This window comes from Ancrocorticia sp. (genome assembly GCF_052089425.1).
Lineage (GTDB): Bacteria > Actinomycetota > Actinomycetes > Actinomycetales > Actinomycetaceae > Ancrocorticia.
Genome location: NZ_JBQCZW010000001.1, coordinates 53,320 through 77,098, shown reverse-complemented (window position 1 = coordinate 77,098; position 23,779 = coordinate 53,320). Strand labels below are relative to the sequence as shown.

At 59.6% G+C, this 23,779-nt stretch carries 17 protein-coding genes; 7 read left to right on the top strand and 10 right to left on the bottom strand.

Annotated features, from left to right (window positions below; genetic code table 11):
- Nucleotides 1-52: 52 nt before the first annotated feature.
- Nucleotides 53-1,270 (bottom strand): cell division protein DivIVA, encoded by a 1,218-nt coding sequence (locus ACTHV6_RS00315; protein ID WP_441385259.1) that lies wholly within the window; start codon nucleotides 1,268-1,270, stop codon nucleotides 53-55.
- Nucleotides 1,271-1,488: 218 nt separating this feature from the next.
- Here ACTHV6_RS00315 and ACTHV6_RS00310 point away from each other — a divergent pair, with 218 nt between their 5' ends.
- Genes ACTHV6_RS00310 through ACTHV6_RS00300 form a run of 3 tightly spaced genes read left to right on the top strand, consistent with a single transcriptional unit; the run spans nucleotide 1,489 to nucleotide 4,721 of the window.
- The gene (locus ACTHV6_RS00310) at nucleotides 1,489-2,793 is read left to right on the top strand and encodes a hypothetical protein (RefSeq protein WP_441385258.1); all 1,305 of its coding nucleotides are present in this window, start codon (nucleotides 1,489-1,491) and stop codon (nucleotides 2,791-2,793) included.
- Nucleotides 2,786-3,796 carry a hypothetical protein gene (locus tag ACTHV6_RS00305; protein ID WP_441385257.1) on the top strand — a complete coding sequence of 337 codons (1,011 nt, stop codon included), beginning with the start codon at nucleotides 2,786-2,788 and terminating at the stop codon, nucleotides 3,794-3,796. Before ACTHV6_RS00310 ends, ACTHV6_RS00305 begins: the two co-directional genes overlap by 8 nt.
- A gap of 4 nt (nucleotides 3,797-3,800) precedes the next feature.
- Nucleotides 3,801-4,721, top strand: a complete 921-nt coding sequence (locus ACTHV6_RS00300) for a tetratricopeptide repeat protein (RefSeq protein ID WP_441385256.1) — start codon at nucleotides 3,801-3,803, stop codon at nucleotides 4,719-4,721.
- Here ACTHV6_RS00300 and ACTHV6_RS00295 read toward each other — a convergent pair.
- Nucleotides 4,718-5,728 carry a LacI family DNA-binding transcriptional regulator gene (locus ACTHV6_RS00295; RefSeq protein ID WP_441385255.1) on the bottom strand — a complete coding sequence of 337 codons (1,011 nt, stop codon included), beginning with the start codon at nucleotides 5,726-5,728 and terminating at the stop codon, nucleotides 4,718-4,720. The genes ACTHV6_RS00300 and ACTHV6_RS00295 overlap by 4 nt on opposite strands.
- Nucleotides 5,729-6,081: 353 nt before the next feature.
- Between ACTHV6_RS00295 and ACTHV6_RS00290 the strand changes: the two genes are divergently transcribed.
- From ACTHV6_RS00290 to ACTHV6_RS00280, 3 genes are all read left to right on the top strand, one after another.
- Nucleotides 6,082-7,326: a sugar ABC transporter substrate-binding protein gene (locus ACTHV6_RS00290; RefSeq protein ID WP_441385254.1), complete on the top strand. Its 1,245-nt coding sequence runs from the start codon at nucleotides 6,082-6,084 to the stop codon at nucleotides 7,324-7,326.
- Nucleotides 7,327-7,395: 69 nt separating this feature from the next.
- Nucleotides 7,396-9,018, top strand: a complete 1,623-nt coding sequence (locus ACTHV6_RS00285; protein ID WP_441385253.1) for an ABC transporter permease subunit — start codon at nucleotides 7,396-7,398, stop codon at nucleotides 9,016-9,018.
- A complete protein-coding gene (locus tag ACTHV6_RS00280; RefSeq protein ID WP_441385252.1) occupies nucleotides 9,018-9,944 on the top strand; it encodes a sugar ABC transporter permease in 927 nt (308 codons plus the stop codon). The genes ACTHV6_RS00285 and ACTHV6_RS00280 overlap by 1 nt, the downstream gene beginning before the upstream one ends.
- A gap of 7 nt (nucleotides 9,945-9,951) precedes the next feature.
- Here the strand turns inward: ACTHV6_RS00280 and ACTHV6_RS00275 are convergent, their stop codons facing one another.
- From ACTHV6_RS00275 to glgX, 7 genes are all read right to left on the bottom strand, one after another.
- On the bottom strand, nucleotides 9,952-11,163 hold the full coding sequence (locus tag ACTHV6_RS00275) for an MFS transporter (protein ID WP_441385251.1): 1,212 nt from the start codon (nucleotides 11,161-11,163) through the stop codon (nucleotides 9,952-9,954).
- Nucleotides 11,164-11,207: 44 nt separating this feature from the next.
- Entirely contained in the window at nucleotides 11,208-13,463 is a 2,256-nt protein-coding gene (gene glgB, locus ACTHV6_RS00270; protein ID WP_441385250.1) for a 1,4-alpha-glucan branching protein GlgB, read from the bottom strand.
- Between the two features lie 100 nt (nucleotides 13,464-13,563).
- Complete coding sequence (locus tag ACTHV6_RS00265; RefSeq protein WP_441385249.1) at nucleotides 13,564-14,907, bottom strand: phosphotransferase; 1,344 nt, start codon at nucleotides 14,905-14,907, stop codon at nucleotides 13,564-13,566.
- Nucleotides 14,908-14,934: 27 nt separating this feature from the next.
- Nucleotides 14,935-16,734 carry a maltose alpha-D-glucosyltransferase gene (gene treS / locus ACTHV6_RS00260; RefSeq protein WP_441385248.1) on the bottom strand — a complete coding sequence of 600 codons (1,800 nt, stop codon included), beginning with the start codon at nucleotides 16,732-16,734 and terminating at the stop codon, nucleotides 14,935-14,937.
- Nucleotides 16,735-16,770: 36 nt separating this feature from the next.
- Nucleotides 16,771-18,825 carry an alpha-1,4-glucan--maltose-1-phosphate maltosyltransferase gene (locus ACTHV6_RS00255; RefSeq protein WP_441385369.1) on the bottom strand — a complete coding sequence of 685 codons (2,055 nt, stop codon included), beginning with the start codon at nucleotides 18,823-18,825 and terminating at the stop codon, nucleotides 16,771-16,773.
- A 139-nt stretch (nucleotides 18,826-18,964) separates the two neighbouring features.
- Nucleotides 18,965-20,071: a tryptophan--tRNA ligase gene (gene trpS, locus ACTHV6_RS00250; protein WP_441385247.1), complete on the bottom strand. Its 1,107-nt coding sequence runs from the start codon at nucleotides 20,069-20,071 to the stop codon at nucleotides 18,965-18,967.
- 67 nt (nucleotides 20,072-20,138) lie between these two features.
- Nucleotides 20,139-22,376 carry a glycogen debranching protein GlgX gene (glgX, locus tag ACTHV6_RS00245; protein ID WP_441385246.1) on the bottom strand — a complete coding sequence of 746 codons (2,238 nt, stop codon included), beginning with the start codon at nucleotides 22,374-22,376 and terminating at the stop codon, nucleotides 20,139-20,141.
- 123 nt (nucleotides 22,377-22,499) lie between these two features.
- On the opposite strand from glgX, the gene nudC reads away from it, so the two are divergent.
- Nucleotides 22,500-23,450 carry an NAD(+) diphosphatase gene (gene nudC / locus ACTHV6_RS00240; RefSeq protein ID WP_441385245.1) on the top strand — a complete coding sequence of 317 codons (951 nt, stop codon included), beginning with the start codon at nucleotides 22,500-22,502 and terminating at the stop codon, nucleotides 23,448-23,450.
- 7 nt (nucleotides 23,451-23,457) lie between these two features.
- On the opposite strand, the gene ACTHV6_RS00235 is transcribed toward nudC, so the two are convergent.
- Nucleotides 23,458-23,706 (bottom strand): mycoredoxin, encoded by a 249-nt coding sequence (locus ACTHV6_RS00235; protein ID WP_441385244.1) that lies wholly within the window; start codon nucleotides 23,704-23,706, stop codon nucleotides 23,458-23,460.
- Nucleotides 23,707-23,779: the final 73 nt, after the last annotated feature.

Below are 23,779 nucleotides of genomic sequence, written 5' to 3'. Positions count from 1 at the left end.
GGGGACGACGACGGATGCCTCGTACGTACGGAAGCACCCGTCGTCGTCGAACCTACTTCTTCTTTTGCTGAGGTTCGGTGCCTTCGCCTTCTGGGTCACTTTCAGTGGCCTCTTGAGCCTCGTCCGCATCGGCCTCCGCCCCGTCAACGATGGAGGAGAGGGTGAGGCCAGTATCGCTTCCCGACAGCAGTGAGCGCATGTCCTCGACGTAGGAGGAGAGCGCAGCGCGCTGATGCTCCAAGTGCGCCAGATTCTGCTCAGCTTCCGTGGTGCGCTCTTCGGCTTCCGTTTGGGCCTCGGTACGAATCCGGCGGGCATCTTCGCGGGCAAGGGAGAGTGTCCGCTCGGCCTCGTCGCGTGCTGTGTTGAGCTGTTCTGCGGCGTCTTCCTGCGAGGATGCTGTCAGGGCCTCAGCTCGCTCGATGGCCTCCGCCAACCGGGCCTCAGCTGAATCGGCACGCTTATCCGCATCCGCGATCATCTCATCGATCTTGCGGCGGGACTCCGTGTCCGTTGCCTTAAGATGCTGGGCGGATTCCTTCTGCTTCTGCGAGATCTCCCGATCGGCGGCGGCGCGCAATGCTGCCACTTCCTCATTGGCCTCTGACTTGATCCGCTGGACTTCCCGGTCAGCTTCGGACCGAAGCTTGGCCACTTCTTCTTCAGCCTGTGCGCGCAGTTCGGCAATTTCGCTTTCGGCATTCACGCGTAGCTCCTGCGTTTCGTTGGTTGCCGCTGATCGCAAGGAGGAAGCTTCTGACTTTGCTTCCATGAGGATGCGCTCAGCTTTCCGATTTGCCGTTGCCACCGTTTCGTCTGCGGCGAGCTGCGAATTCTTCGTGAGCGTCTGAACGTCATTGTCAGTAGAGGTACGCAGCTTTTCGGTCACGGTATACGCATTGGCGAGCGTGTCCTGAGCCTCGGCCTCCGCCGATTTGGTGAGTTCGTCAGCGCTGCGCTGCGCCCTCGTAATGATGGCCTTCGCATCGCCGTTGGCCCGGCTCATGACTTCAAGAGCCTGTTGTTCGGTTGAACGAAGAAGGCGTTCCACCCGTGCGCCGAGCGTTGCGTAGGAGGGCCTGTCTTGCTCGCGAAGCCGGTCCTGTGCTTCGGCCAATTCGCCGGAGATACGCAGGATACGCGAATCAAGTTCTGCAACTTGGGATCGGGTTTCCTCCAAGGCGCCCTCAAGGGAATGGACTCGTTGGTCTACCTGAGCGCGGTCATACCCGCGCCGCACCAATGGAAACTGAGGATTTTCATCCACCATGATCAGCCTTTCGAGGAAATCTAGGGTAAGCCCGTCTCTCCACAAGAATAGTAAAGTGAGATAGTCTTCCACACTACCGTGACTGAGCTAACCGCGAAAACACAAGAGAACACGGTATCGTTATGAAATCGTTATCTAGGTATCTGCGTGCGCTCAATCTGAGTACGTGATAGTAGAAGTTTAGAGCCAAACACAGCTTGTGGGCTAATGAAAGGGACATGATGCGACGAATCGCCAGCACTGCTCTGGCAACGCTTGGAATCATCGCCATGATTATTGGTATTGGTTTCATGACGTTCTGGGCACCGGATGGCAACGTGCGGGCCACCGCGGCAGCTCCGGATTCTGCTTTTATCAAGACCGAGCCAGGGGTTATTGATCTGGTTGGGGAAGACGTATCGATCTCTTTGGAAGCCCCGGATGATTCTGATGTCATCGTTGCCTTCGGTGTATCAGACGATATTGATGCATGGGCAGAGGGAATCGATGTAGCCAGCGTGAGCGGGCTCTCCGATTGGGATACCTTGAAGGTGACCGAGGCCGGCGATGGAACGCCGGCACCTGTGGCATCCGAGACCCCCACGCCCGCGCCAACCGACGACGAATCAGAGGAAGGGTCCGAGTTTGAAGAGGTAGATCCTGAACTGCTTGCAGGATCTGACATGTGGATTCAGGTGGAGCAGGAGGCCAACAAGGTTGACGTCTCCTACAAGGTGGCAGATTCCGGCGCCATCTCCCTGCTGGCAACAACCACCAGCGGTCAAGCACCTAGCTTGACTCTCTCGTGGGATCGCGATGCGAGCAATTCCTTCGCCATGCCGCTTCTCGTGATCGGCGCACTGGTTGCTCTCATCGGCATTCTCCTCTTTATCCTTGACATTCAGGAGGGCCGCCGCCGCGCCGCGCGCCGGGCCGCACGCGAGGATAAGTTCGCACGCCGCGCCGCACGATCGTCAGCCGCCACCAGCGTGATCTCTGCCGTTGATGTGGATGAACTCCTCAAGAGCAATGATTCCATCGCCGAAGAAGCACGCGATGTTCAAGATGAGCGCACGGCTCATGAGTTTGGGGCAGGCATTGTTCCGGCTAGTTCGCGAGCTGAAGATTTCCGTAGCCGTGAACTAGCGGACGAAGACAGGCTGATTATCGATCTGCCCGCTGAAGAAGAGTCGCTTGAAGAAGAGGCCTCTGAAGGCGAGGCTCCTGAAGAAGAGACCCTTGAAGGCGAGCCGTCGGCGGACGAATCCGCAGAGGACGGGCCATCTGACGAGGCAACCTCAGCGGACGAAGCGCCTGCAGAAGAATCCGCCGAGAATTCCGCGAATGATACAGCCGAAGAGCCTACGGGCGAGCAGGCAGAAGAACCAGATAGTTCGGATCAGGGTGACTCTCATATCTGGTCGCTCGGCACCTTACAAGAGCAGGGCGAAGAACGCCCTGAGACCGATGCAACTGATCCGCAGGCCGGGGATGATTCCTCGAATGGATCAGCGACCGATGCTCAGGAGGATCCAAATGCATAAGTACAGTGGTTTCGCGCTTGCAGCGGCAGCCTCCCTTGTTCTGTCCGGATGCGCCTCACAAGAGACGCTGCCCGAGCCTACGCCCGCACCAGCCGCCACGCGTGCGGCAGCCTCCACGGAGACGTTCGAGGAGATTCAGCAGGAGATCTTCTCCTCGGTTGCGGATGCCGATGCGGAGACCGATGCAGATCTGTTGGCTGACCGCACGGTAGGGCCGTTCAAGAAGCTCCGGACCGGCGAATACAAGCTCAAGGGCATTCTGGCCGATAGCTTTGGGTTGGAGAAGATCTCCAACTCTGCTATTCAGACGGCCATTTCAGGGGCACAGAATTACCCCCATTCGGCCATTTCCGTCATGGACGCGCCGCAGGGATCGAACCTGCAAACCATCGCAGTTTTCCAGCAGCCAACTGCTCGTGAGAACTGGAAGCTATGGGGCGTGCTGGACATCCTCCCAGGAGCAACATTCCCGTCCCTCTCACTTTCTGAAGGCAGCGCACAGGCGATCGAACCAAGCAATGGAGAAGGGGTAGTGGCTAGCCCTGAGGACGTTCTGGCCGGTTATGCGAAGTCCGCTGAGTCCGGGAAGAATCCGAAGGGTATGAAGTTTAGCGCCGATAAGCTGCGCGACACCTTGTGGGCCGGTAAGGAAACCAATGAGGAGGCCGTGGGCGAAGCTGGATCCGTGGCCATGTCCTACGAGCCAGGCGGGCCCGATCCCGTCTCCTTCGCCACTGAAGATGGCGGTGCACTTGTTGTTGGCCAGTTGAACTTCAACACCACAATTGAGGTCACACAGGAGGATGCAACCATCACCCTCGGGTCAACCATCGGAGCACTGGCAAGTGGAGAAGCCGATGGCGAAATCGATGTGGATGGGACCATGACAGCGAACTACACTGTCATGGTGGCACTCCACATACCGGCGGATGGCGCTGAGGATGAAGAAATCGCCGCTATTGGCGCCAGCGATCCGGTACTCATCAAGGTGACGAACGGATAGTTTTATGACGCAGCCTCTGGACGGCTCAATGTACGGAGCAGTGGACCTAGCTGGATTAGCCAACGCGGCTTCTCCGGCTCAGGCGGGTTCTGACGGGTCCCTTCCGGGTCCCTACATTGTCGATGTGACGGCGGATAGCCTTCGGACAGTCTTGGAGACGTCCGGGCGGGTGCCGGTGATCCTGATCTTCCACGCCGAGCAATCGGAGGTGTCCGGTACCCTTGCCACGCAGTTCGAGAAACTTGCGGATGAGGCTCAGGGGCATTTCCAGCTGGGCAAGGTGGACGTGGGGGCCCACCCCGAGGTGGCTCAGGCCTTTGGGCTTCAGGGTGTTCCGGCGGCTGTAGCTGTTCTTCAGGGGCAACCAGTTCCGCTGTTCCAAGGAACGATAGATGATGGCGAGCTTGCGCCATTGATTACCCGTGTGTTGGAGGCTGCCTCCCAGATGGGAGTGACTGGCGTTCTAGACGGCGAAGTAGATGCCGAACCGCCAGCCCCGCAGCATACCCCGCGTGTTGCTGCAGGGATGGAAGCGCTTGACGCAAAGGATCTTGATCTAGCTGAGGCCGAATTTACTCAGGCTTTGAAGGATAATCCGGGCGATGAGGAGGCCAAGGCTCTACTCGCTCAGGTTGAGTTGGTTCTGCGAGTGCAAGCGGTGGAGGATCCCGCGGCGCTCCTGCAAGAGTCCATGAGCGCCGGCCTGCAGGATATCGATATCCAGCTCAAGGCAGCAGATATCGAGTGCTACAGCCGCCGCCCAGATTCGGCCTTTGCACGCTTGATTGACGTGATCTCCGCAACCTCCGGCGATGATCGCGAGACGGTTCGCACGAGGCTTTTGGAGCTGTTCGAAATTGTGGGCGCAGATGAGCCCGTGGTTTCTCAGGCACGTAAGGCGCTCGCGATGGCGTTGTTCTCCTAGTTGGGGCAGGGCCCCGTGGACTTGCGAACAATCAGTTCCGATTGGAACGTGAGGGAGCGCGGGGACGCGGCGGTACCGTTCATCAGGGTGGAGAGGGTTGTGAGTGCGGCCTCGGACATCGAGCGCACGGGCTGACGGAACGTTGTCAGTGGCGGGTTCGTGAAGGCCATGAGCGGTGAATCGTCATAGCCCATGATCGAAACATCGTCCGGCACCCGCAGGTACGAGGATTCGCAGTACCGGATGGCACCAAGCGCCATGATGTCGCTTCCACACAGGATGGCCGTGCAACCCATGGCAATCAGCTGAGCGGCCGCGGCTTGCCCGCCCTCCACCGTGTACAGGGTATTAACGATCGGCGCCGGCTCTCCGGGGAAAAGGTTCTCCATCGCTTCGCTGAACCCCAGTGCCTTTTGCTGGGAGGGAATGAAGCGATCGGGGCCCATGGCCAGCCCAATGTGTGTGTGGCCCAGCGAAGCTAGATGGCGCACGCCTTGGGCGATAGCCGCCGCATCATTTGTGGAAAAATCTGGTGCAGCGATGTCAGGTTGGTTGCCATTGATCGTGACAACGGGGATGCCTAGTTCGTCCAGCCGGTTGTAGCGATCCAGCGATGCCGAGCTATCGGCATGCAGGCCCGAAACAAAAATGATCCCGGCAACGTGTTGATCAAGGAGCATTTGGACGTAATCATCCTCGGTGATCCCACCTGCTGTTTGCGTACAGAGCAGGGGCGTGTAGCCAGCCGTGGCCATCGTGGACTCGAGATTCTGAGCGAAGATCGGAAAGATTGGGTTGGTGAGTTCGGGAACGATCATCCCCACAAGCCCGCTAGGGCGCGGCCGCAGGCGCTCGGGCCGTTCATAGCCCAGAAGATCCAATGCGGTGAGGACAGCCTTGCGCGTGGATGGGGCAACGGTGTCCTTTCCGTTCAGGACGCGAGAAACTGTTGCTGTAGAAACGCCAGCCTGCTGCGCCAAATCGGCAAGACGGATTCGATTCGTCATTCTCTCAACTCTTTGTTCCGAACGGTACGGTGAACATGCTCTTCTCAAGGAAACTAATACTACTCACTTGAAGAGAGCGTAGTACGAGGATTCGATACAACTGCCGTATCACACCCTTTACTGAAAAACTTTACATGATGCCAAGGCGCCTATCTAGCTCCCAATCCGCCCAATTACCGCTATAGCCGTGCGATATGGGGATATCTCAGTCCGCAAAAAATCTCCATGCAAGCCGGGTTCTGCAAAACCTTGCAAAATGTGATGTAACTGGCTAGTCTTGCAGCAGGTTGCTGTAGCGCAGGCGCGGCGGCAAGCTACTCAATTACACATAACCACATTCAGGAGAATATTGTATGCGACGGGGCATTGCACTCGCGGCCGCAGCAAGCATGGCTTTTACTTTGGCGGCTTGTGGCGGAGATAGCGATACGGATTCCACAGAGGCGGCAACTGAGGGCGCTTCTGCCGCACCAGCGGGCGAAGGAGCGCTCACGGTATGGACGGATAGTAACCGCGAGCCGGCTTTGCAAGAAGCGGCTGACAATTACGAAGCCGAAACCGGCAACAAGGTTGAGCTTGTCGTCAAGGATTATGACGGTATTCGCGCAGATTTCCTCTCGCAGGTATCGAACAACGAAGGCCCAGATATCACACTGGGTGGCCACGATTGGCTGGGCGAATTTGCCGCCAACGGTGTGGTGTCCCCGATCGAGTTGGGTGATGCCTCGGCCGATTTTGCCGAAGTGTCCATCTCTGCCTTTACCTACGATGGTCAGGTCTATGGCCTGCCATACGCAGTGGAAAACACCGCCATCATTCGTAACACGGCCTTGGCGGATTCAACCCCTGAGACGTTCGATGCCATGATCGAAAAGGGCAAGGAAGCAGGAACAGATTACCCGTTCTTGGTTCAGACCAGTGCTGATGGCGATCCCTACACCTTCTATCCCTTCCAGACGTCCTTTGGCGCCCCCGTATTCGAGCAGAATGATGACGGCTCCTACTCTGACACGCTCGCTTTGGGCGGGGAAGCCGGCGAGAACTACGCCACGTGGCTGGCCGAGCAGGGTGAAGCCGGAGTGCTGGACACCGCCATTGATTACGACATTGCGGTGGACGCATTCAAGAACGGCGAATCCCCCTACATTCTGGGTGGTCCGTGGATGATTGCCGATTTCGAGGATGCGGGCATTGATGTAGCGGTGGATCCCATTCCGTCCGCCGGTGGTGAGACGGCCGTTCCGTTCTCCGGCGTTCAGGGATTCTTCATCTCCTCCGCCTCTGAAAACCAGCTCCTCGCTTCCCAGTTCCTCATCGATTACGTGGGAACCCAAGAAGTCCAGTACGCCATTTATCAAGAGGGCAACCGCCTACCGGCTCTGACCGCTGCTGCCGATCAGGCTGCTGAGGATGAGGCCGTTGCCGGCTTTGCCGAGGTTGCCGAGGTGGCCCAACCTATGCCAGCTATCCCAGAAATGGGTGAAGTGTGGGCCTTCTGGGGAGTGACTGAAGCTCAGATCATTGACGGTGCCGATCCTGTTGCCACATGGGACAAGATGGTCTCCGATATCCAAGGCGCGATTGACGCTTCGAAGTAACGCGACAGCGTTGAACTGAAACAGGGCGTGTGGCGGATTCCGCCACACGCCCGCATTTCGGGAGGGAATATGGCAGGTAGGCATACCGCAGCAGAGGCGGAAACCACGGAAGGCGGGCGCCCCATCGAGCGCAAGGTTGGTTCAACCTCGCACGCCCGTAGCTGGAGCCCCGGTTTCTTCGTCAAGCTTGTGTTGATGGCCGGAGTGAACGCGCTGGGCGTGTACGTTCTCTTCTCAGCATTCACCGCTAGCTCATGGATAGTTTTCGGTGGCATGCTGGGGCTGCTACTTGCCGCCGATTACGTGTATTTCTCCAAACGCACACTCGCGTTGAAGTACCTGATTCCGGGCCTAGCGTTCCTGCTTGTTTTCCAAATCTTTGTGATCGCCTACACCGGGTACGTTGCCTTCACGAACTACGGCGATCGCCACATGCTCACCAAGGACGATGCCACCAACACGCTTCTGCTACGCAGCGTGGAGCGCGTTCCGGATTCGCCCCAGTACCCACTCGTCGTGATTGAGTCCGGCGACGAATTAGGTTTCGCTATTATCGACGACGGCGTGGTACGCGCCGGCACGATGGATCAGCCGCTTGAAGAGGTGGAGGATGCCGTCGTCGTCGAAAATACCATCACGGACGTACCCGGCTACGATCTGGTGAATCTTTCTCAGCTGGGCAACCGGCAAAACGAGGTCACCGAACTCAAGGTGCCGCTCACGGAGAATCCCGAGGACGGGGCGATCGGAACCCAAACCGGGGCCTCCGGCTTCGTCTTCCAAACCACCATGCACTATGACGAAGATCAGGACGCGCTGATCTCGGACAAGACCGGAAAAACCTACGTTGCCAACCCGGATACGGGCTTCTATCAAGCCGATGATGGCGAAACTCTTGATACCGGCTGGCGCGTCAATGTTGGTTTCGATAACTTCAAGAAGGCGTTCGCTGATGATCGCTACGCTTCCCCGTTCCTCAAGGTGTTGGTGTGGACGTTCGCCTTCGCCTTCCTTTCGGTGGCCACAACCTTCCTCTTGGGGATGTTCCTTGCGCTGGTCATGAATGACGAACGGATGCGCGGGCGCAAGGTATACCGCACGTTCATGCTGCTGCCCTACGCGTTCCCGGCCTTCATGACGGCCTTCCTGTTCGCGGGAATGATGAACCCGCGGTATGGCTTCATCAATCAGGTGCTTCTTGGGGGCGCGGAAGTCCCGTGGCTGACCGATCCAACGCTCGCGAAAGTATCCGTGATTCTGGTGAACCTGTGGATGGGATTCCCCTACATGTTCCTCATCTGTACCGGCGCCCTCCAATCCATCCCTGCGGATCTCAACGAAGCTGCGGAGCTGGACGGTGCCAGCGGATTCAAGGTGTGGCGCTACATCACGATGCCGCAGCTGCTGACTCAGGTCACTCCGCTACTCATCTCCTCCTTTGCGTTTAACTTCAATAACTTCAACCTCATCTACATGTTGACGAACGGCGGGCCCAGATTTGCGGACGCATCAGTGCCGGTGGGGCATACGGACATCCTCATTTCGATGGTGTACCAGATCTCCGGACTGTCGGGGCAGGCCGCAAAGAATTACGGGCTCGCCTCCGCCATGTCCATCCTCATCTTCCTCATCGTGGGGGCGATCTCCATGTACAGCTTCAGAAGGTCCCGGGCCATGGAAGGAGCCAACTGATGAGCACTGCCACCGTTGATCCCACGCCCAAGGTGGCCAGCCCAGATGGCGCGGCGACAACTGCGAACAAGATGCCCTTCGGGCGCTGGTTCAAAGAGATTGGCTACCGCCACCTGATCGGCGTTATTGCGATCGTCTACTCCGTGTTCCCGATCCTTTACGTCATTTCCGCCGCTCTGAACCCGAACGTCGGCACCACGCTGAACGCCTCCAATTCCATGTTCTCTGCCTTCTCGCTGGAGAACTTCGGTGAGCTCGCGAATGAGACACGATTCTGGACGTGGTTCGGCAACACCCTGCAAATCGGCATTATTACGGCAATCGGCACGGTGCTCATGGGGGCCGCGGCCGCCTACGCCTTCTCCCGGTTCCGCTTCAGCGGCAGGCGCGGCGGGCTGCTTGCCCTCATGGTGATCCAGATGTTCCCGCAGCTGCTGGCCTTCGTTGCCATCTTCCTGCTGCTGCTGGCCCTCGGAGATGTTGTTCCTGTGCTGGGGCTGAACTCCAAGCTTGCTCTGATATGCGTGTATCTGGGCGGGGCGCTGGGCGCGAACACATTCCTCATGTACGGGACGTTCAACTCCATTCCCTTGGAACTTGACGAGGCCGCGAAGATCGATGGAGCCAGCCACTCACAGATCTACTGGACCATCGTGCTGCCGCTAGTGACCCCGATCCTCGCCGTTGTGGGGCTGCTGGGCTTCATCACCGCATTCAACGATTTCGTTCTAGCCAACACCGTGCTCACGGGGCAGGACAACTGGACCATGGCCATCGGCATGAACAGCTGGGTGGGCGGCATGGACAAGCACTGGGACTGGTTCACCGCTGGCGCCATTATCGCCTCACTGCCAATCCTTTGCCTCTTCCTGTTCCTACAGAAGTACATCGTGGCGGGATTGACCGGCGGTTCCGTCAAGGGATAGGGGTAGCTCAGCTTTCAGGGTGGGCTAGGCTCCGCTTGGGAAGAACGCCGGCAACGGTCACAACCAAGATTGATAGGGCTGGGACGATGATGAGGCCGTAGCGGATGCCGATGGTATCCGCAATGGCTCCCACCAGTGGCGGTGCCGCGAGAGAGCCGAGCCGCAGGAGCCATGTGACGATCGTGAGTCCCGTTCCCGTTTTCAGGCCGGGGATTCGATCCGCCTGTTCCATGGCTGCCGGGATGATCGTGGCTTGGCCTAGCCCGATGGTGGCGAATCCGATGAGGGTGCCGGGAACGGTGGGGAAGATCAGTGCGAGCCCCATGCCCACCGCGGTCAGGAGCGCCCCGGCCCGTGTCACGGTGCGCACACCGAATCGATCGTTCAGGCGATCGCCGGTGGCGCGGCCTACGAACTGGGCGGCAACAAGGGCGGTGAAGCCCAGCCCGGCCAGCGATGCTGGGGCGCCCAGTTCGGTCCTGAGGTAGAGCGCAGCCCATGAGCTGCCGGAATCCTCACCCACGGCTCCTGCCATCCCGATAATCACCAATGCGCCAAGCACGAAAACGGTTCGCAGCGAGATCTTGCTTTCCCCAGCTGCGCTAGCGGAGTCTTGTTGGAGGTCGCGTTCTGCGGCCTTTGGAATACAGAATCTGTGGGTGGCAAGCGCCACGAGTGCCCACACAGTACCCGAGATGGTCAGGTGAATGCCGATCGGCAGATGGATGGCGATGGCGCCAGCGGACATGAGGCCGCCGGTTGCCGCGCCAACGGACCACGTGGCGTGAAAGCTATTGAAGATGGATCGCGGGTATTGCTTTTGGACGGTCAGTGCCTGGGCATTCTGGCTCACGTCCGTGATGGCGTCCATCGCCCCGCCTAGGAGGAGGCAGGCAACGAGGAGCGCATATGAGGGGGACAGCCCAGCGCCAACGGCCGCCAGCGCCGTTCCCACAGAACCCAGCACTGCCAGCCTAGCGGAACCCGCCCTGCGGATCAGGGCGGCTGCAGTAAGCCCCGAGATGATCGCGCCTACAGGCCACGCGGCCACGGCGAAACCGTACATCGTGTTGTCGATATCAAGCGCGGCCTTGATCTCAGGGTAGCGCGGGACAAGATTGGCGAAGATCGCACCGTTCGTGAAGAAGAGCGCTGATGTGGCGATGCGCGCGTGGCGCATCTGTGCCGAGGGATACGCCCGGGTGGGGGTGGCTGTCATATGTACGATTGTACGCATGACAGCCACCGGACTACCGGCAGGCCCTACTGGGCGAGCGGATCCCCATCCGGCCCGTCATCCTCGGCCACGCCATCTTCTGCCAAATGCTTCCCAACGCGCTGGCCGGCCGGTTCAAGGTAGACAACGCCGAAGGGCGGCAGCTGAAGATCAACCGAATAGGGCCGCCCGTTCCACGGCACGCGTTCGGCTTCGAGATCTCCGAAGTTCCCAACGCCGGAACCTCCGTAGGACAGATCGTCCGTGTTGACGATTTCCTTCCAGCGGCCCCCACGCGGCAAGCCCACGCGGTAATCGTTGTGGGGAACACCTGAGAAGTTGCAGGCAATCGCAATAACGTCTGATCCATCCTTGCTCTTGCGCAGGTAGGTGATGACGTTGTTGGCATCATCCGAGGCGTCAATCCACTCGAAGCCGCTACCGTCAAAATCATCGGACCACAGTGCCGGGCTGGATACATAGATCTCGTTCAGCCGCTTGACTAGGCTGAGCAGGCCATCATGGGAGGGATCTTCGGTCAGCCACCAATCCAAGCCACGCGATTCGTTCCATTCCTGAATCTGCCCGAACTCTTGGCCCATGAAGATCAGCTGTTTGCCGGGGTGGGACCACTGGTAGGCGAACAGTTCGCGGATTCCGGCAAGCTTCTGCCAATCGTCGCCTGGCATCTTGGTGTAGAGCGAGCCCTTGCCGTGCACAACCTCGTCATGAGAGATGGGAAGGAGGAACTGTTCGGAGAAGGCGTACACCAGAGAGAACGTCAGCTCGCCGTGGTGCCACTTGCGGTTGACAGGGTTTTCCTCGATGTAGCGCAGGGTGTCATTCATCCACCCCATGTTCCACTTGAGGCCGAAGCCCAGCCCGCCATCCTCGGTCAGCCCCGTCACTCCGGGCCACGAGGTGGATTCTTCGGCAATCATCATGACGCCGGGGGCGGAGCGGTAGGCGGTTGCCGTGGCTTCCTGCAGGAAGGAAATGGCCTCGAGGTTTTCGCGCCCACCGTAGATGTTGGGCTGCCACTGGCCATCGTTACGCGAGTAATCGAGGTAGAGCATTGAGGCCACGGCATCTACACGCACGCCGTCAATGTGGAACTCGTTGAGCCAGTACAGGGCATTGGCCACGAGGAAGTTGCGGACTTCGCGGCGCCCGAAGTTGAACACGAGCGTGCCCCAATCGGGATGCTCCCCGCGCAGGGGATTGGGATCCTCGTACAGTGGGGTGCCATCGAAGCGGGCAAGCGCCCATTCGTCCTTCGGGAAATGGGCGGGAACCCAATCCATGATCACGCCAATCCCGGCCTTGTGGAGTTCATCGATGAGGTAGCGAAGATCATCGGGAGATCCAAAGCGGGAGGTGGGCGAATAGTAGCCGGTCACCTGGTAGCCCCAGGACGGGGTGAAGGGGTGTTCGGCCAGCGGCATGAACTCCACGTGGGTGAAGCCGGAGTAGGTGATGTGTCCGATGAGCTGCTTGGCGATGGTGCGATAGTTTAAGCCGGGGCGCCATGAGCCCAGATGGAGTTCGTACACGGAGACGGGGCCTGCGTGCGGATCTCGTGCCGCGCGCCTGTCCATCCACTCTTTGTCATCCCACTCGAAGTGGGTTTCGGTGACGATGGAGGCCGTGGAAGGTGGCTCCTCGGAGCGGCGGGCCATCGGGTCCGCCTTCTGGTGCCAGGAGAGATCCTCGTACTGGATCTCGTACTTGTAGCGTGAGCCTTCGGTGGCGCCGGGAATGAAGAGCTCCCACAGGCCGGATTCGCCCATGGTTCGCATCGCGGCCAAGGACCCGTCCCAGCCGTTGAAATCGCCCACAACGCGCACGGACTTGGCGTTGGGGGCCCATACGGCGAACGATGTTCCCGTGACGTCGCCCAGCTCGCTGGGGTAGGTGAGGATATGGGAGCCCAAGGCGTTCCACAGTTGCTCGTGGCGGCCCTCCCCGAACAGGTAGATATCCACTTCACCCAGTGTGGGGAGGAAGCGGTAGGGATCATCCCCGCGATGCTCCACTCCGCCATAAACGGCGATCACTCGGTAATCGGGAACTTCGGCCGTGGGCAGTACGGCGCGCCATATCCCGTTGAATTCGTGCGCGGCCTCTGTGCGCCCGTCCGGAGTTTCGATATACACCGCATCAGCCAAGCGGCGGATTACGCGGATGGTCACGGCACCTGAGTCCTCATGCGGGCCCAGAATGTCATGGGGGGAGTGGTACCAGCCGTTTGATACGGCGCTCAGTACGTCTTCATTGACGCGTACGTAATCCATAGAGTTCATGCCCTTACTCTTCCATATCGAGGTGGCCAACATATCGAGTTTTATTGAATTGCCGGTGGGCGATCAGAGCCGAGGCCCCATCCGTATCCAACCGTTCACCCTAGGATACGTGACGTAGGATACGTTCCACACCATTTACCGGAACGCTGAGCCACGAAGGGCGTTCGGCCGCCTCATATGAGATCTCGTAGAGCGCCTTGTCAATCATGAGCGCGTGAAGCAAGCCGTCCTGCGCAGAGTCCAAATCCCCGTATCCGGCGAGGAAGGCATCGCTGGCCGCGGCTGCCCACGCGTGGAGCACCTGCGGATCTCCGCCGGAAAGCTCTGCGGAGCCAGCCGCATAATCGAAGGATCGCAGCATCCCGGCTACGTCACGGAGGGCAAGGTCCAACCGGGTGCGTTCGGCCAGCGGACGCAGCGGTTCACCCTCGAAATCCAGTGCGCGCCAGCCGCTTCCGGGAACTTCCAGCACTTGGCCGAGGTGATAGTCCCCATGGATGCGCTGAAGATCTGGCCACGGCTGGGCAAGCGCGTTCGCGTAGGCGGCCTCTATCGCGCCCTGATGGACCCGTAATTCCGGAACGAGGTCCAGCGCCGCCTCTTCCCGCGCGCGCCATGACGCTGCGATAGTAGCGCGCCCAGCATCGGTGGCAGGAGCTACGGGGAAGGAGTTCGCCAGCTCCGTATGGAACCTGCGGGTGAGCGCACCGAGCGCCCGTATGGATTCCTCGGTTTGCCCCAAGGTCCCGTTGGTTTGGGTGAGTTGTTCCGCCATGACCTGCCACGCGTCCGTGGAGCCTTCGAGGAATTCTTGGACGACGACGACGTCGGCTCGCCCACGCCCACGATCCTCACCCTGTTGGAGTTCGGCGTGGTTCCACGTGAGGTTGACCGAACCGTACTGACCGGGCACCGTGCCAGTACCATCCAGGGCTTCTTGGAGCTCAACGTCCGGGTTGTGGCCCGCGGCTAGGACGCGGAAGATCTTGAGGATCAGCTTCGTATCATCGGCAAACGTGTAGATCACCGATGTGTTGGATTGCTCGGAGGTGAGCTTGTGGGCGGCCACGATGGGGGAATCTAGCCGGTGAAGCGGCATACCGCGGAGCGTGAACGGGGAGTCAGCCCCGCCCGTGGCACGGCGGGTCAGCAGATCGAACACAGCCTTTTGGCCGAAGGGATGCTCCGCGGCGTCGAAGATGAGGAGGCCGCTCACGGTGCCTACCGGTTCGATTGTTGCCGAATCAGAAGAAAGGACCAGCGGGACGTTGTAGTCAGTGTGCCCATCTTGCAGAACCAGCCACAGGGCAGCAGAATCTTCTTCCTCGCGGATTATATGGTAGCCGCGAGCACTCAGTTTCGTTTCCGAACCAAGGTGCCACCGCACGGGTCCCACCCATGCCGTGATGGCGTTTACCAGATCCTGAGCAGACGGAAGAATCATGCTGGGCCTCCTGATGGTAGGTGTTGGCTATTGTTGTGGCCGCGAGAGCGTCATGAAATCAACCACCGTATCGTCAGCATCCGCCGGCATGCCCTCTAGTGGGGCGGGAGAGATGTCCTTGCCGGGAGGGGTGATCGAGAGCCACAAGAAATCGCGGGCTCCCAGTGTGACAACGTAATCGTCCGTGACCCGCGGGAAGCCAGCGCCTCCCAGAACATCTGCGGCATGCCATCCGCTGTACGGGGCCAAGTTGACCGTGCCGGAACGGGGCGTGTTTGCCATGTTCATGATGCACACCATGGTTTCGGCGCCATTGGATCGCGTGAAGGCCAAGATGGCCTCATTATCCACGTCCACGAGCTTGAAATCGCCATCTCCCAGAACCGGATGATGGCGGCGCACATCCAAGATCCCGTGCAGCCAGTGCAGAAGGGAGGCCGGTTGGGCCAGCTGAGATTCCACGTTGACTGCTTGGGAGTTGTACACGAGCGAATCGATCACCGGCAGGTAGAGCTTGCCTGGATCGGCCGTGGAGAAGCCTGCGTTGCGGTCAGGAGTCCACTGCATGGGAGTCCGTACCCCGTCGCGATCAGGAAGCCAGATGTTATCGCCCATCCCGATCTCATCGCCGTAGTACAGGCAGGGAGAACCGGGCAGGGAGAGCAGGAGGGCATGAGCCAGTTCGATCTCCGCGCGCGAGTTCCCCACGAGGGAAGCGAGCCGGCGCCTGATACCCACGTTGGCGCGCATACGCGGGTCCTCGGCGTACCAGCCATACATTCGAGCGCGTTCCTCGGTGGTGACCATTTCCAGCGTCAGCTCATCGTGGTTGCGCAAGAAAGTGCCCCACTGGGTACCCGGTGGGATGTCAGGGGTGGATTCGAGAATGTCGCGGATGGCCGTGGAGCGCTGATCCCGCAGGGCATAGTAGATGCGGGGCATGACGGGGAAATGGAAGCACATCTGGCATTCGGGCTCATCTTCTGTGCCGTAGTACGCCACCACATCCTCCGGCCACTGGTTCGCCTCAGCAAGCAGGATCGTGCCGGGGAACTCATTGTCCAGCATGGCGCGCATTGTGGCCAGATACTTGTGTGTTTGCGGCAGGTTCTCCCCGTTGGTTCCCTCCTCCTCGAACAGGTAGGGCACCGCGTCAAGCCGGAACCCATCGATCCCGCGCTTGGCCCAGAATCGAGCAACGTCCAGAATCGCTTCTTGCACGGCTGGGTTCTCGTAGTTGAGATCCGGCTGATGGGAGAAGAACCGGTGCCAGAAGAACTGCTTGCGTACCGGATCGAACGTCCAGTTGCTCTCTTCCGTGTCGATGAAGATGATGCGGGCATCGCGATACTTCAGATCGTGATCCTCCCACACGTAGAAGTCCCCATAGGGTCCTGTGGGATTGGTGCGTGAGGCCTGGAACCACGGATGCTGATCGGAGGTGTGGTTGACCACCAGATCGATGATGATTCGAATCCCACGATCGTGGGCCGCCTCAATGAGCTCCTCGAATTCCTCAAGCGTCCCGTACTGCGGATCGATCGAGTTGAAATCGGAGATATCGTAGCCGCCATCACGCATGGGCGATGGGTAGAACGGAGGAATCCACAGGCAGTCAATGCCTAACCACTGCAGATAATCCAAGTGAGCAATGAGGCCCTGAATATCTCCCGTTCCATTGCCGTCCGTGTCACCGAAAGCGCGTAGGAGCACCTGATAGAACACGGCATGGCGGAACCAATCTGGATCCTCACTTAAGCCGGGCCACGTGGGGTTCTCCGCGACCGCAGGATTGGCAATTGCCGGATTGAGCCTAGTCTGATTCACCTAATACACCTCGTCAGATTCGCGATCGGACCTAGCCTAGTCCGATATGACTCTCACCGAGAGTACGTGTGCAACGTTCGAGCCGGGATTCAGGCTCACATAGGGGTGTTCGTTCCACAGGAACGTCTGCCCAGTCAGTTCATCGGTCACCTCAAAGAGCGGTTCGCCCGCCCATCCGGGGGTGACGCCGAACGGGCTCAAGTCAAGGTCTAGAACGGCATCGTGCCCATTGTGCGGGTCTAGGTTAATCACCGTGATGACAGCATCGGCGGCCGGCGAACCCGCCCCGCCTAGCGGCTCCGGTATCGCGCCCGCTTTTCCGGCCACCTCCTCGGGTCTCGCAAACCGCGTATAGGAGATGATCTGATCGCTACTGGTGGGATTGATCCGGATGCCACGCAGGCGCTGGAGGGAGGGATGGGCGTGCCGGATCCTGTTGAGCTGGGTCAGGAGCTGAGGAATGCCCGTGTGTTCTCCCGCCTGCCAGTTGCGAGGCTTGAACTCGTACTTTTCATTGTCAATCTGTTCCTCGAATCCCGGACGTGCCACGTTTTCCACCAGCTCGTAGCCAGAGTAAATCCCATAGGTGGGTGCGCCGGTTGCTGCGAGTACCGCCCGCAGTTCGAATGCGGCCTTGCCACCGTCCTGCATGAACGGCGTGAGGATATCGTGGGTGGTGGGCCAGAAGGCCGGGCGTAGCAGGTGATCTGATTCGGTGGCCAGCTCCTGGAGGTATTCTTCGATCTCCTCCTTTTCCGTGCGCCACGCGAAGTAGCAGTAGGACTGGTGGAAACCAACGGCGCCCAGCCCTTGCATCATGGGCGGGGCGGTGAAGGCTTCGGCAAGGAACAAGATGTCCGGGTGCTCGATGCGGAACTGTGCCATGAGGCGCTGCCAGAACTGCACGGGCTTGGTGTGGGGGTTGTCCACGCGGAAGATCGTGACGCCGTGGCTGATCCACACTTCCAGAACGCGGACGATCTCCTGATAGATACCCTCAGGGTCATTATCAAAGTTCAGGGGGTAGATATCTTGATACTTCTTCGGAGGATTCTCCGCGAAGGCGATGGTGCCATCTGCTCGCGTGGTGAACCATTCGGGGTGTTCTGTCAGCCACGGATGGTCAGGGGAGCACTGGAGCGCGAAATCGAGAGCCACCTCCATGCCGTAGGACTTGGCACTGGCGACGAACTGATCGAAATCCTCGAACGTTCCCAGTTCGGGATGGATTGCATCGTGGCCACCATCTGCCGATCCGATCGCGTAGGGAGATCCCGGATCCCCGGGGGCCGCCTCCAGCGTATTGTTGCGGCCTTTGCGGTTCGTCGTACCGATGGGGGAAACGGGCGTCAGGTACACAACATCGAAGCCCATGCCGGCGATCCTGCCCAGATCCTGCGCGGCGGTAGCCAGAGTGCCGGATACCCACGTGCCATCCTGATCCTGATAGGAACCGTGGGATCGAGGGAAGATTTCGTACCACGAACCGGCGAGAGCCAAGGAACGATCAACATTGACGGGGAAGCGGCTGGATTCAGTGACCATATCGCGCACGGGTGCATGGACCAGTGCGGTGCGAACTCCGGCGGCCGTTGCCGCCTCGAAGCGAACGGTGGGGGACAGGCGCTCCATGTGGATCACATCAAGGGCATCCTTCAGCGCCGTCATATCGGCATCGGTTGCGCCGGACTGTACGGCAGCCTCCAGAGTTGTGAGCGCGCGATTCATCCACGCCTCGGCCTCCAAGAACACCAACTCAATATCGGTATCTGCCCCAATACGTGCCTGAGCGTTGTGCTCCCATGTGGCGATGGGATCTGAGTATGAGCGAACGAAGTATGTCCATGCCCCGGGGTAGGTGGGGGTCAGCCACGCCTCGTACCGGCCCAGTCCTGGCCGAATAAGCACCATGGGTTCGGTCTGGACCTCGTTGCCGTGAGGATCTACCAGAACAGCCTCAGCGGCGAACAGATCGTGGCCTTCGCGGAATACGGTGGCCCGTACGGGGAATGCCTCAAGCTCCGTTCCCTTGGCGGCCCACGAGCCGTTTTCTACGGAGGGCTCGATATCACGGATCGGTATTCGGCCCACTTCGGAGAACGGGGCAGGAACCGGCGCCGGCGCCGGGCGGCCATCTTTGGACAGAGGCTGGACGTTCAGGTTAGTGCTCACGCGAACAGCCTATGTAATTTAGGCCGCCCGTGCAGCCGTAATAGCGCTTTAAGAGAAACTAGTACACCATGTTCATGGCCGAACGGACCTGATCCAGCGTGGCATTGGCTTCCTCGTTGGCTCGCGCAATGCCCCGATGAAGAACATCTGCCACATAGCCTTGATCCGCCTCAAGTTCGAGGCGGCGTGCCCGGAATGATGCCAAATGCTCATTGAGCGCTTCCGTCAGCATCTTCTTGAGGGTACCGCCGCCGCCATCACCGATCTCCTCGGCAATAGCCACCTGAGCCCGCCCCGTGCACAGGCTGATCAGCGTGAGCAGGTTGGCTACCTCGGGACGATTCACCGGATCGTAGGTGATGTGGCGGTCAGAATCCGTCACGGCTTTCTTGATCAGCTTGGCCGTTTCATCAGCGCTCATCCGCAGTTCGATCGTGTTTCCCTTGGACTTGCTCATCTTGGTGCCATCCAATCCCAGCACCATCTCGGCTTCCGAAAGGAGGCCTTGAGGGCGTGGGAACACCCGGTCCTTGGCTCCCTCAGGGCGGCCATAGCGGGCATCGAACCGATCGGTGATCACGCGTGCCTGTTCCAGATGGGGCAGCTGATCCTTGCCAACCGGCACCAGATTCGCCTTGCAGAACAGGATATCCGCGGCCTGATGGACAGGATAGGTGAGCATCAGGCCGGACATGGGGCGCCCATCCGTTGCCTCGAGTTCTGACTTCACGGTGGGGTTGCGCCGCAATTCGGCATCCGTGACCAGAGACAGGAAGGGCAGCATGAGCTGATTGAGCGCAGGAACCTGCGAGTGAGCAAAGATCGTGGAGCGATCTGGATCGATACCGAGCGCCAAGTTGTCCGTCACGAGTGACAGGACGCGATCCTTGATGGGGCCAACGCCGTCACGATCAGTGATGACCTGGTAGTCAGCCACGAGCAACCACGTATCAACACCTGCTTGCTGCAGGCGCAGGCGGTTCTGCATGGAGCCGAAGTAGTGGCCAATGTGTAGGTTTCCGGTGGGACGATCCCCGGTTAACGCCCGGAACTGGGAAGGATCATTCCTGATTCCTTCTTCAATCTTCTGGCTGATCTGGCGGCTGTGGGCTAGCGATGCTTCACTCGTTGCGTTTTCGAGGGCATCCCCGATGTTGTGCGTCATAATTTCCTCTATACGTGTGGATCTAATGGGACCGGCGGGCCTGAGCCCGAGTGTTGTTTGCAGGCCGCTAGGGCCACACGACGCCCGGTTCGGAAATGTACAGCTGGATGGACAGCGGCTCCAGAGCAGTCATCGCATTGGGAATGTAGGTGGGATGCGAGCAATCCGGTGTTGGCCAGCTGGAATCCCAGATCTTTTCGAAGGAGGTTTCGCGCCCGTTGGGCAGGCGAACATCGGATCGTTCCCACGAGCCGTTGATGACGATCAGGGCATCGCCATCTGTGCCGTGGCCGGAACGCAGCATCTGGACAACGCGGTGCTTCGTATCGAACCACCGGTATTCGGACATGATGTTGCCTTCGCAATCAAACCATTCGAGATCGCCCACTTGATCGTCCGGACTCAATCCCTCAATGTAGAAGCGAGTGGGACGCAGAACCTTGTGTTCACGCCGAATCTTCAACAGATAGGACACCGTCTCGCGCAGATCTTCCTGCCACGGTTCAAGGTTCCAATCTACCCACGAGATCTCATTGTCTTGACAGTAGGAGTTGTTGTTGCCGCCCTGAGTACGTCCGAATTCATCACCGGCGGTGATCATCGGTGTTCCAGCAGAGAGAATGAGGGTTCCCATGAGGTTGCGTAGGGTCTGGCGGCGCCGCTCCAGAACGAATCGTGGGGTAGGGCCGTCCTCACTGTTTTCAGCATGTCCGTGATCCCACGATTTGTTATCGTTTGTGCCGTCACGATTGGATTCCAGATTGGCCTGATTGTTCTTGTTGTTGTAGGACACGAGGTCACGCATCGTGAAGCCATCGTGAGCTGTCACGAAGTTGATGGATGCTGCCGGGCTGCGCCCGCCAGGGATACGCCCGTGCCCGAACAGATCCGCTGAACCGGATAGGCGTGTGGCAAGATCGCGAAGATCCCCGCCGCCGCCTCCTCCGATGAGGGATCGCGGCTGCGCCACCCAGAAGGCACGCACGGTATCGCGGAAATGATCGTTCCAATCGGCTGTGGGAGTCATGAAACGCCCCGTTTGCCAGCCGTTCGGGCCCAGATCCCATGGTTCGTTGATCAGCTTGACGCTGCCCAGCACAGGATCGGTTGTCAGAGCTACGAAGAAGGGATGATGGGAATCGAAATGCTTGCCATTGCGCCCTAGCGTGACGGACAGATCGAACCGGAACCCATCAACGCCTATCTTCTGGACCCAGTAGCGCAGCGAATCGAGCGTGAGCCGCACAACCTTCTGGCGCCGGAAGTCAAGGGAGTTTCCGCAACCCGTGGTGTCAAAGAACTGGGAAGGATCATCCTGTTCGAGCAGGTAATAGGAGCTTTGATCCAGCCCGCGCAGGGAAACCATCGGGCCGTCCGCCCCGCCCTCGCACGTGTGGTTGTACACCACGTCCAAAATCACTTCTAGGCCGGCCGCGTGCAGGTTGGCCACCATCTGGCGCACTTCGTCAACAACAGCTGCGGGCCCGCTTGCCTGCGCCTCTTCGGTGGCATAGCTCGGCTCTGGAGCGAAGAAGGAAAGGGTGTTGTACCCCCAATAATTCGTCAGGCCCTTCTTCTCAAGGAACGGCTCCGGCATCGAGGCGTGGATGGGAAGGAGTTCAACAGCCGTGATTCCGAGGCTCTTCAACTGGGAGATCGTGGCCTCGTGACCCATCCCCGCGTAGGTTCCTCGCAGTTCTGCTGGAACCTCTGGGAGCATCTTCGTGAACCCCTTGAGATGCGTCTCATAGATCACGGTATCTTCCCACGCGGTGTGGGGATGGTCAGTTGCGTCCGCAGATTCCTCAACAACCACGCCAAGCGCCATGGATTCGGCGGAATCGCGATTATCTTGTTCCAGCGGAATCGTGACCGGGTTGAGATCCTCATCAACCACGTGCCCATAAAGGGCGGGCCCCAACACCGGGGTTTGCGTGATGGCGCGCGCATAGGGATCAAGCAGAAGTTTCGCGGGATTGTGGGACAGGCCCAGTTCGGGAGCCCAGCGCCCGGCTACGCGGTACCCGTAGCGTTGGCCAGCCTCCACGCCCGGAATGCGTGCTGACCAATAGCCAACCTTTGCAGCATTCATACTGTAGCGGTGCTCACTGAGGCCGTCGTCGTCGTCAAAAAACAAACACAACGTGACCTCGGAAGCGTGCGGCGCCAACAGCAAAAAATCAGCGCCTCCAGATACTAAGTGAGCCCCCAATCGAACGGGCGCTTGGGTGGGCAATCCGGCGGGTTCCGGCTGCTCCGCGGAGTAGCGCGGACCAGAAAGGACGTCAATCTCGATATCTGTCACTCTGGCATTATCCCAGTTTGGGACCAAAGTGGCACATATTTACGCGCCATTTGACGAGCGCCACATTCTGGTGGAATTCCACGCGCCGGTTCGATCGGGCTAGCCTAGGACAAGGAGGATGCCGTGTTACATGATTTGAATCTCGCGCGAGGCAGCATAGATCGTGACGAGTTGACCAGAAACAATCCGTCCGCTCTTGCGAAGGCGCGTAATTCGCCCGATGCCCTCTTCATTCTGGTGGCCGGTGCGGACGTGGCGATTGATCCCGAATCGCCGGGGCGCCTGCTATTCCTCACCCGCGAGCAGGCCTCGGGATGGGGGAGCCGAACCGCCGTGTATCTGGGCAAGGATGGCGGCCATCCCTACTTTGCGTGTGACGCCACGGGGCTCGTATCCGAACACGATGTGCAGGCGGCCGATCACCCCACGATGCGCCCGTTGCGGTACTGGGCCCACGAATGGGAAGATCTGGACACCGCGTTGGCGGTAGGCGCCGTGGCCGTCCTTCAGTGGCGGCACAGAGCAAAGTTCTGCACCGAATGCGGGGCCGAACTCAGCGTGTCGCCGAGTGGCTGGGAAATGGTGTGCACCAACGGCCACCTGAGGTTCCCGCGGACGGATCCGGCCGTGATCATGGCCATCCACGATCACGACGATCGGCTGCTACTGGGGCGTAACTCCGCGTGGGGGCCTGGGAAATACTCCGTACTGGCAGGCTTCGTGGAGGCCGGAGAATCCCTTGAGGCCGCCGTTCGCCGCGAAGTGTACGAGGAAGCTCATATCGCAGTGGGCGAGGTGCGCTACTTCGGTTCTCAGCCGTGGCCGTTCCCGCGTTCGCTCATGCTGGCGTTCGATGGGTGGACCGAAGCCCGCCCCGCGGACATCGCCGTTGACGGCAAAGAGATGGCCGATGCCCGCTTCTTTTCGCGCGAGGAACTGACGGACGCCCTCCGCTCCCAGCAGATCCAGCTTCCCAGCCCCACGTCCGTTGCCGCCAGCCTGATCCAAACGTGGCTCGGGGCCACCTTCGCGGATGTGCTGGACGGTTCGGGAACCGCGAGCGTGTTCGGCTAGGCCAGTATTAGGCCAACGCCGCCAGCTTGTCCTTAACATCGGCGAGGCTCGGGTTTGTCTGTGCCGAACCGTCCGAGAACTCGAGCGTTGGCACCGTCTGATTGCCACCATTGAAACCCTCAACGCGCGCGGCTGCCTGAGGGTCCTCCTCAATGTTGACCTCGTTAAAGTCCGCAATGCCGGCCTTGTCCAGCTGGCGCTTCAAGTTCTTGCAGTAGGAGCACCAAGTTGTTGAATACAGCGTGAAATCACTCATGGTGTCAGTCTATGCCGGGGTGGGCGCGGGCGGTATATGGGTAATCGGGTAGTGAAATTGTGTGGGACAGGCG

Excerpts from the sequence above, each read along its gene's own strand:
- glgB (WP_441385250.1), bottom strand. The coding sequence starts at position 13,463 with ATGAACTCTATGGATTACGTACGCGTCAATGAAGACGTACTGAGCGCC.
- ACTHV6_RS00235 (WP_441385244.1), bottom strand. The coding sequence starts at position 23,706 with ATGAGTGATTTCACGCTGTATTCAACAACTTGGTGCTCCTACTGCAAG.
- ACTHV6_RS00285 (WP_441385253.1), top strand. The coding sequence starts at position 7,396 with ATGGCAGGTAGGCATACCGCAGCAGAGGCGGAAACCACGGAAGGCGGG.
- ACTHV6_RS00295 (WP_441385255.1), bottom strand. The coding sequence starts at position 5,728 with ATGACGAATCGAATCCGTCTTGCCGATTTGGCGCAGCAGGCTGGCGTT.
- ACTHV6_RS00305 (WP_441385257.1), top strand. The coding sequence starts at position 2,786 with ATGCATAAGTACAGTGGTTTCGCGCTTGCAGCGGCAGCCTCCCTTGTT.
- ACTHV6_RS00300 (WP_441385256.1), top strand. The coding sequence starts at position 3,801 with ATGACGCAGCCTCTGGACGGCTCAATGTACGGAGCAGTGGACCTAGCT.
- ACTHV6_RS00280 (WP_441385252.1), top strand. The coding sequence starts at position 9,018 with ATGAGCACTGCCACCGTTGATCCCACGCCCAAGGTGGCCAGCCCAGAT.
- trpS (WP_441385247.1), bottom strand. The coding sequence starts at position 20,071 with ATGACGCACAACATCGGGGATGCCCTCGAAAACGCAACGAGTGAAGCA.
- ACTHV6_RS00315 (WP_441385259.1), bottom strand. The coding sequence starts at position 1,270 with ATGGTGGATGAAAATCCTCAGTTTCCATTGGTGCGGCGCGGGTATGAC.
- ACTHV6_RS00290 (WP_441385254.1), top strand. The coding sequence starts at position 6,082 with ATGCGACGGGGCATTGCACTCGCGGCCGCAGCAAGCATGGCTTTTACT.
- ACTHV6_RS00275 (WP_441385251.1), bottom strand. The coding sequence starts at position 11,163 with ATGACAGCCACCCCCACCCGGGCGTATCCCTCGGCACAGATGCGCCAC.
- ACTHV6_RS00265 (WP_441385249.1), bottom strand. The coding sequence starts at position 14,907 with ATGATTCTTCCGTCTGCTCAGGATCTGGTAAACGCCATCACGGCATGG.
- ACTHV6_RS00310 (WP_441385258.1), top strand. The coding sequence starts at position 1,489 with ATGATGCGACGAATCGCCAGCACTGCTCTGGCAACGCTTGGAATCATC.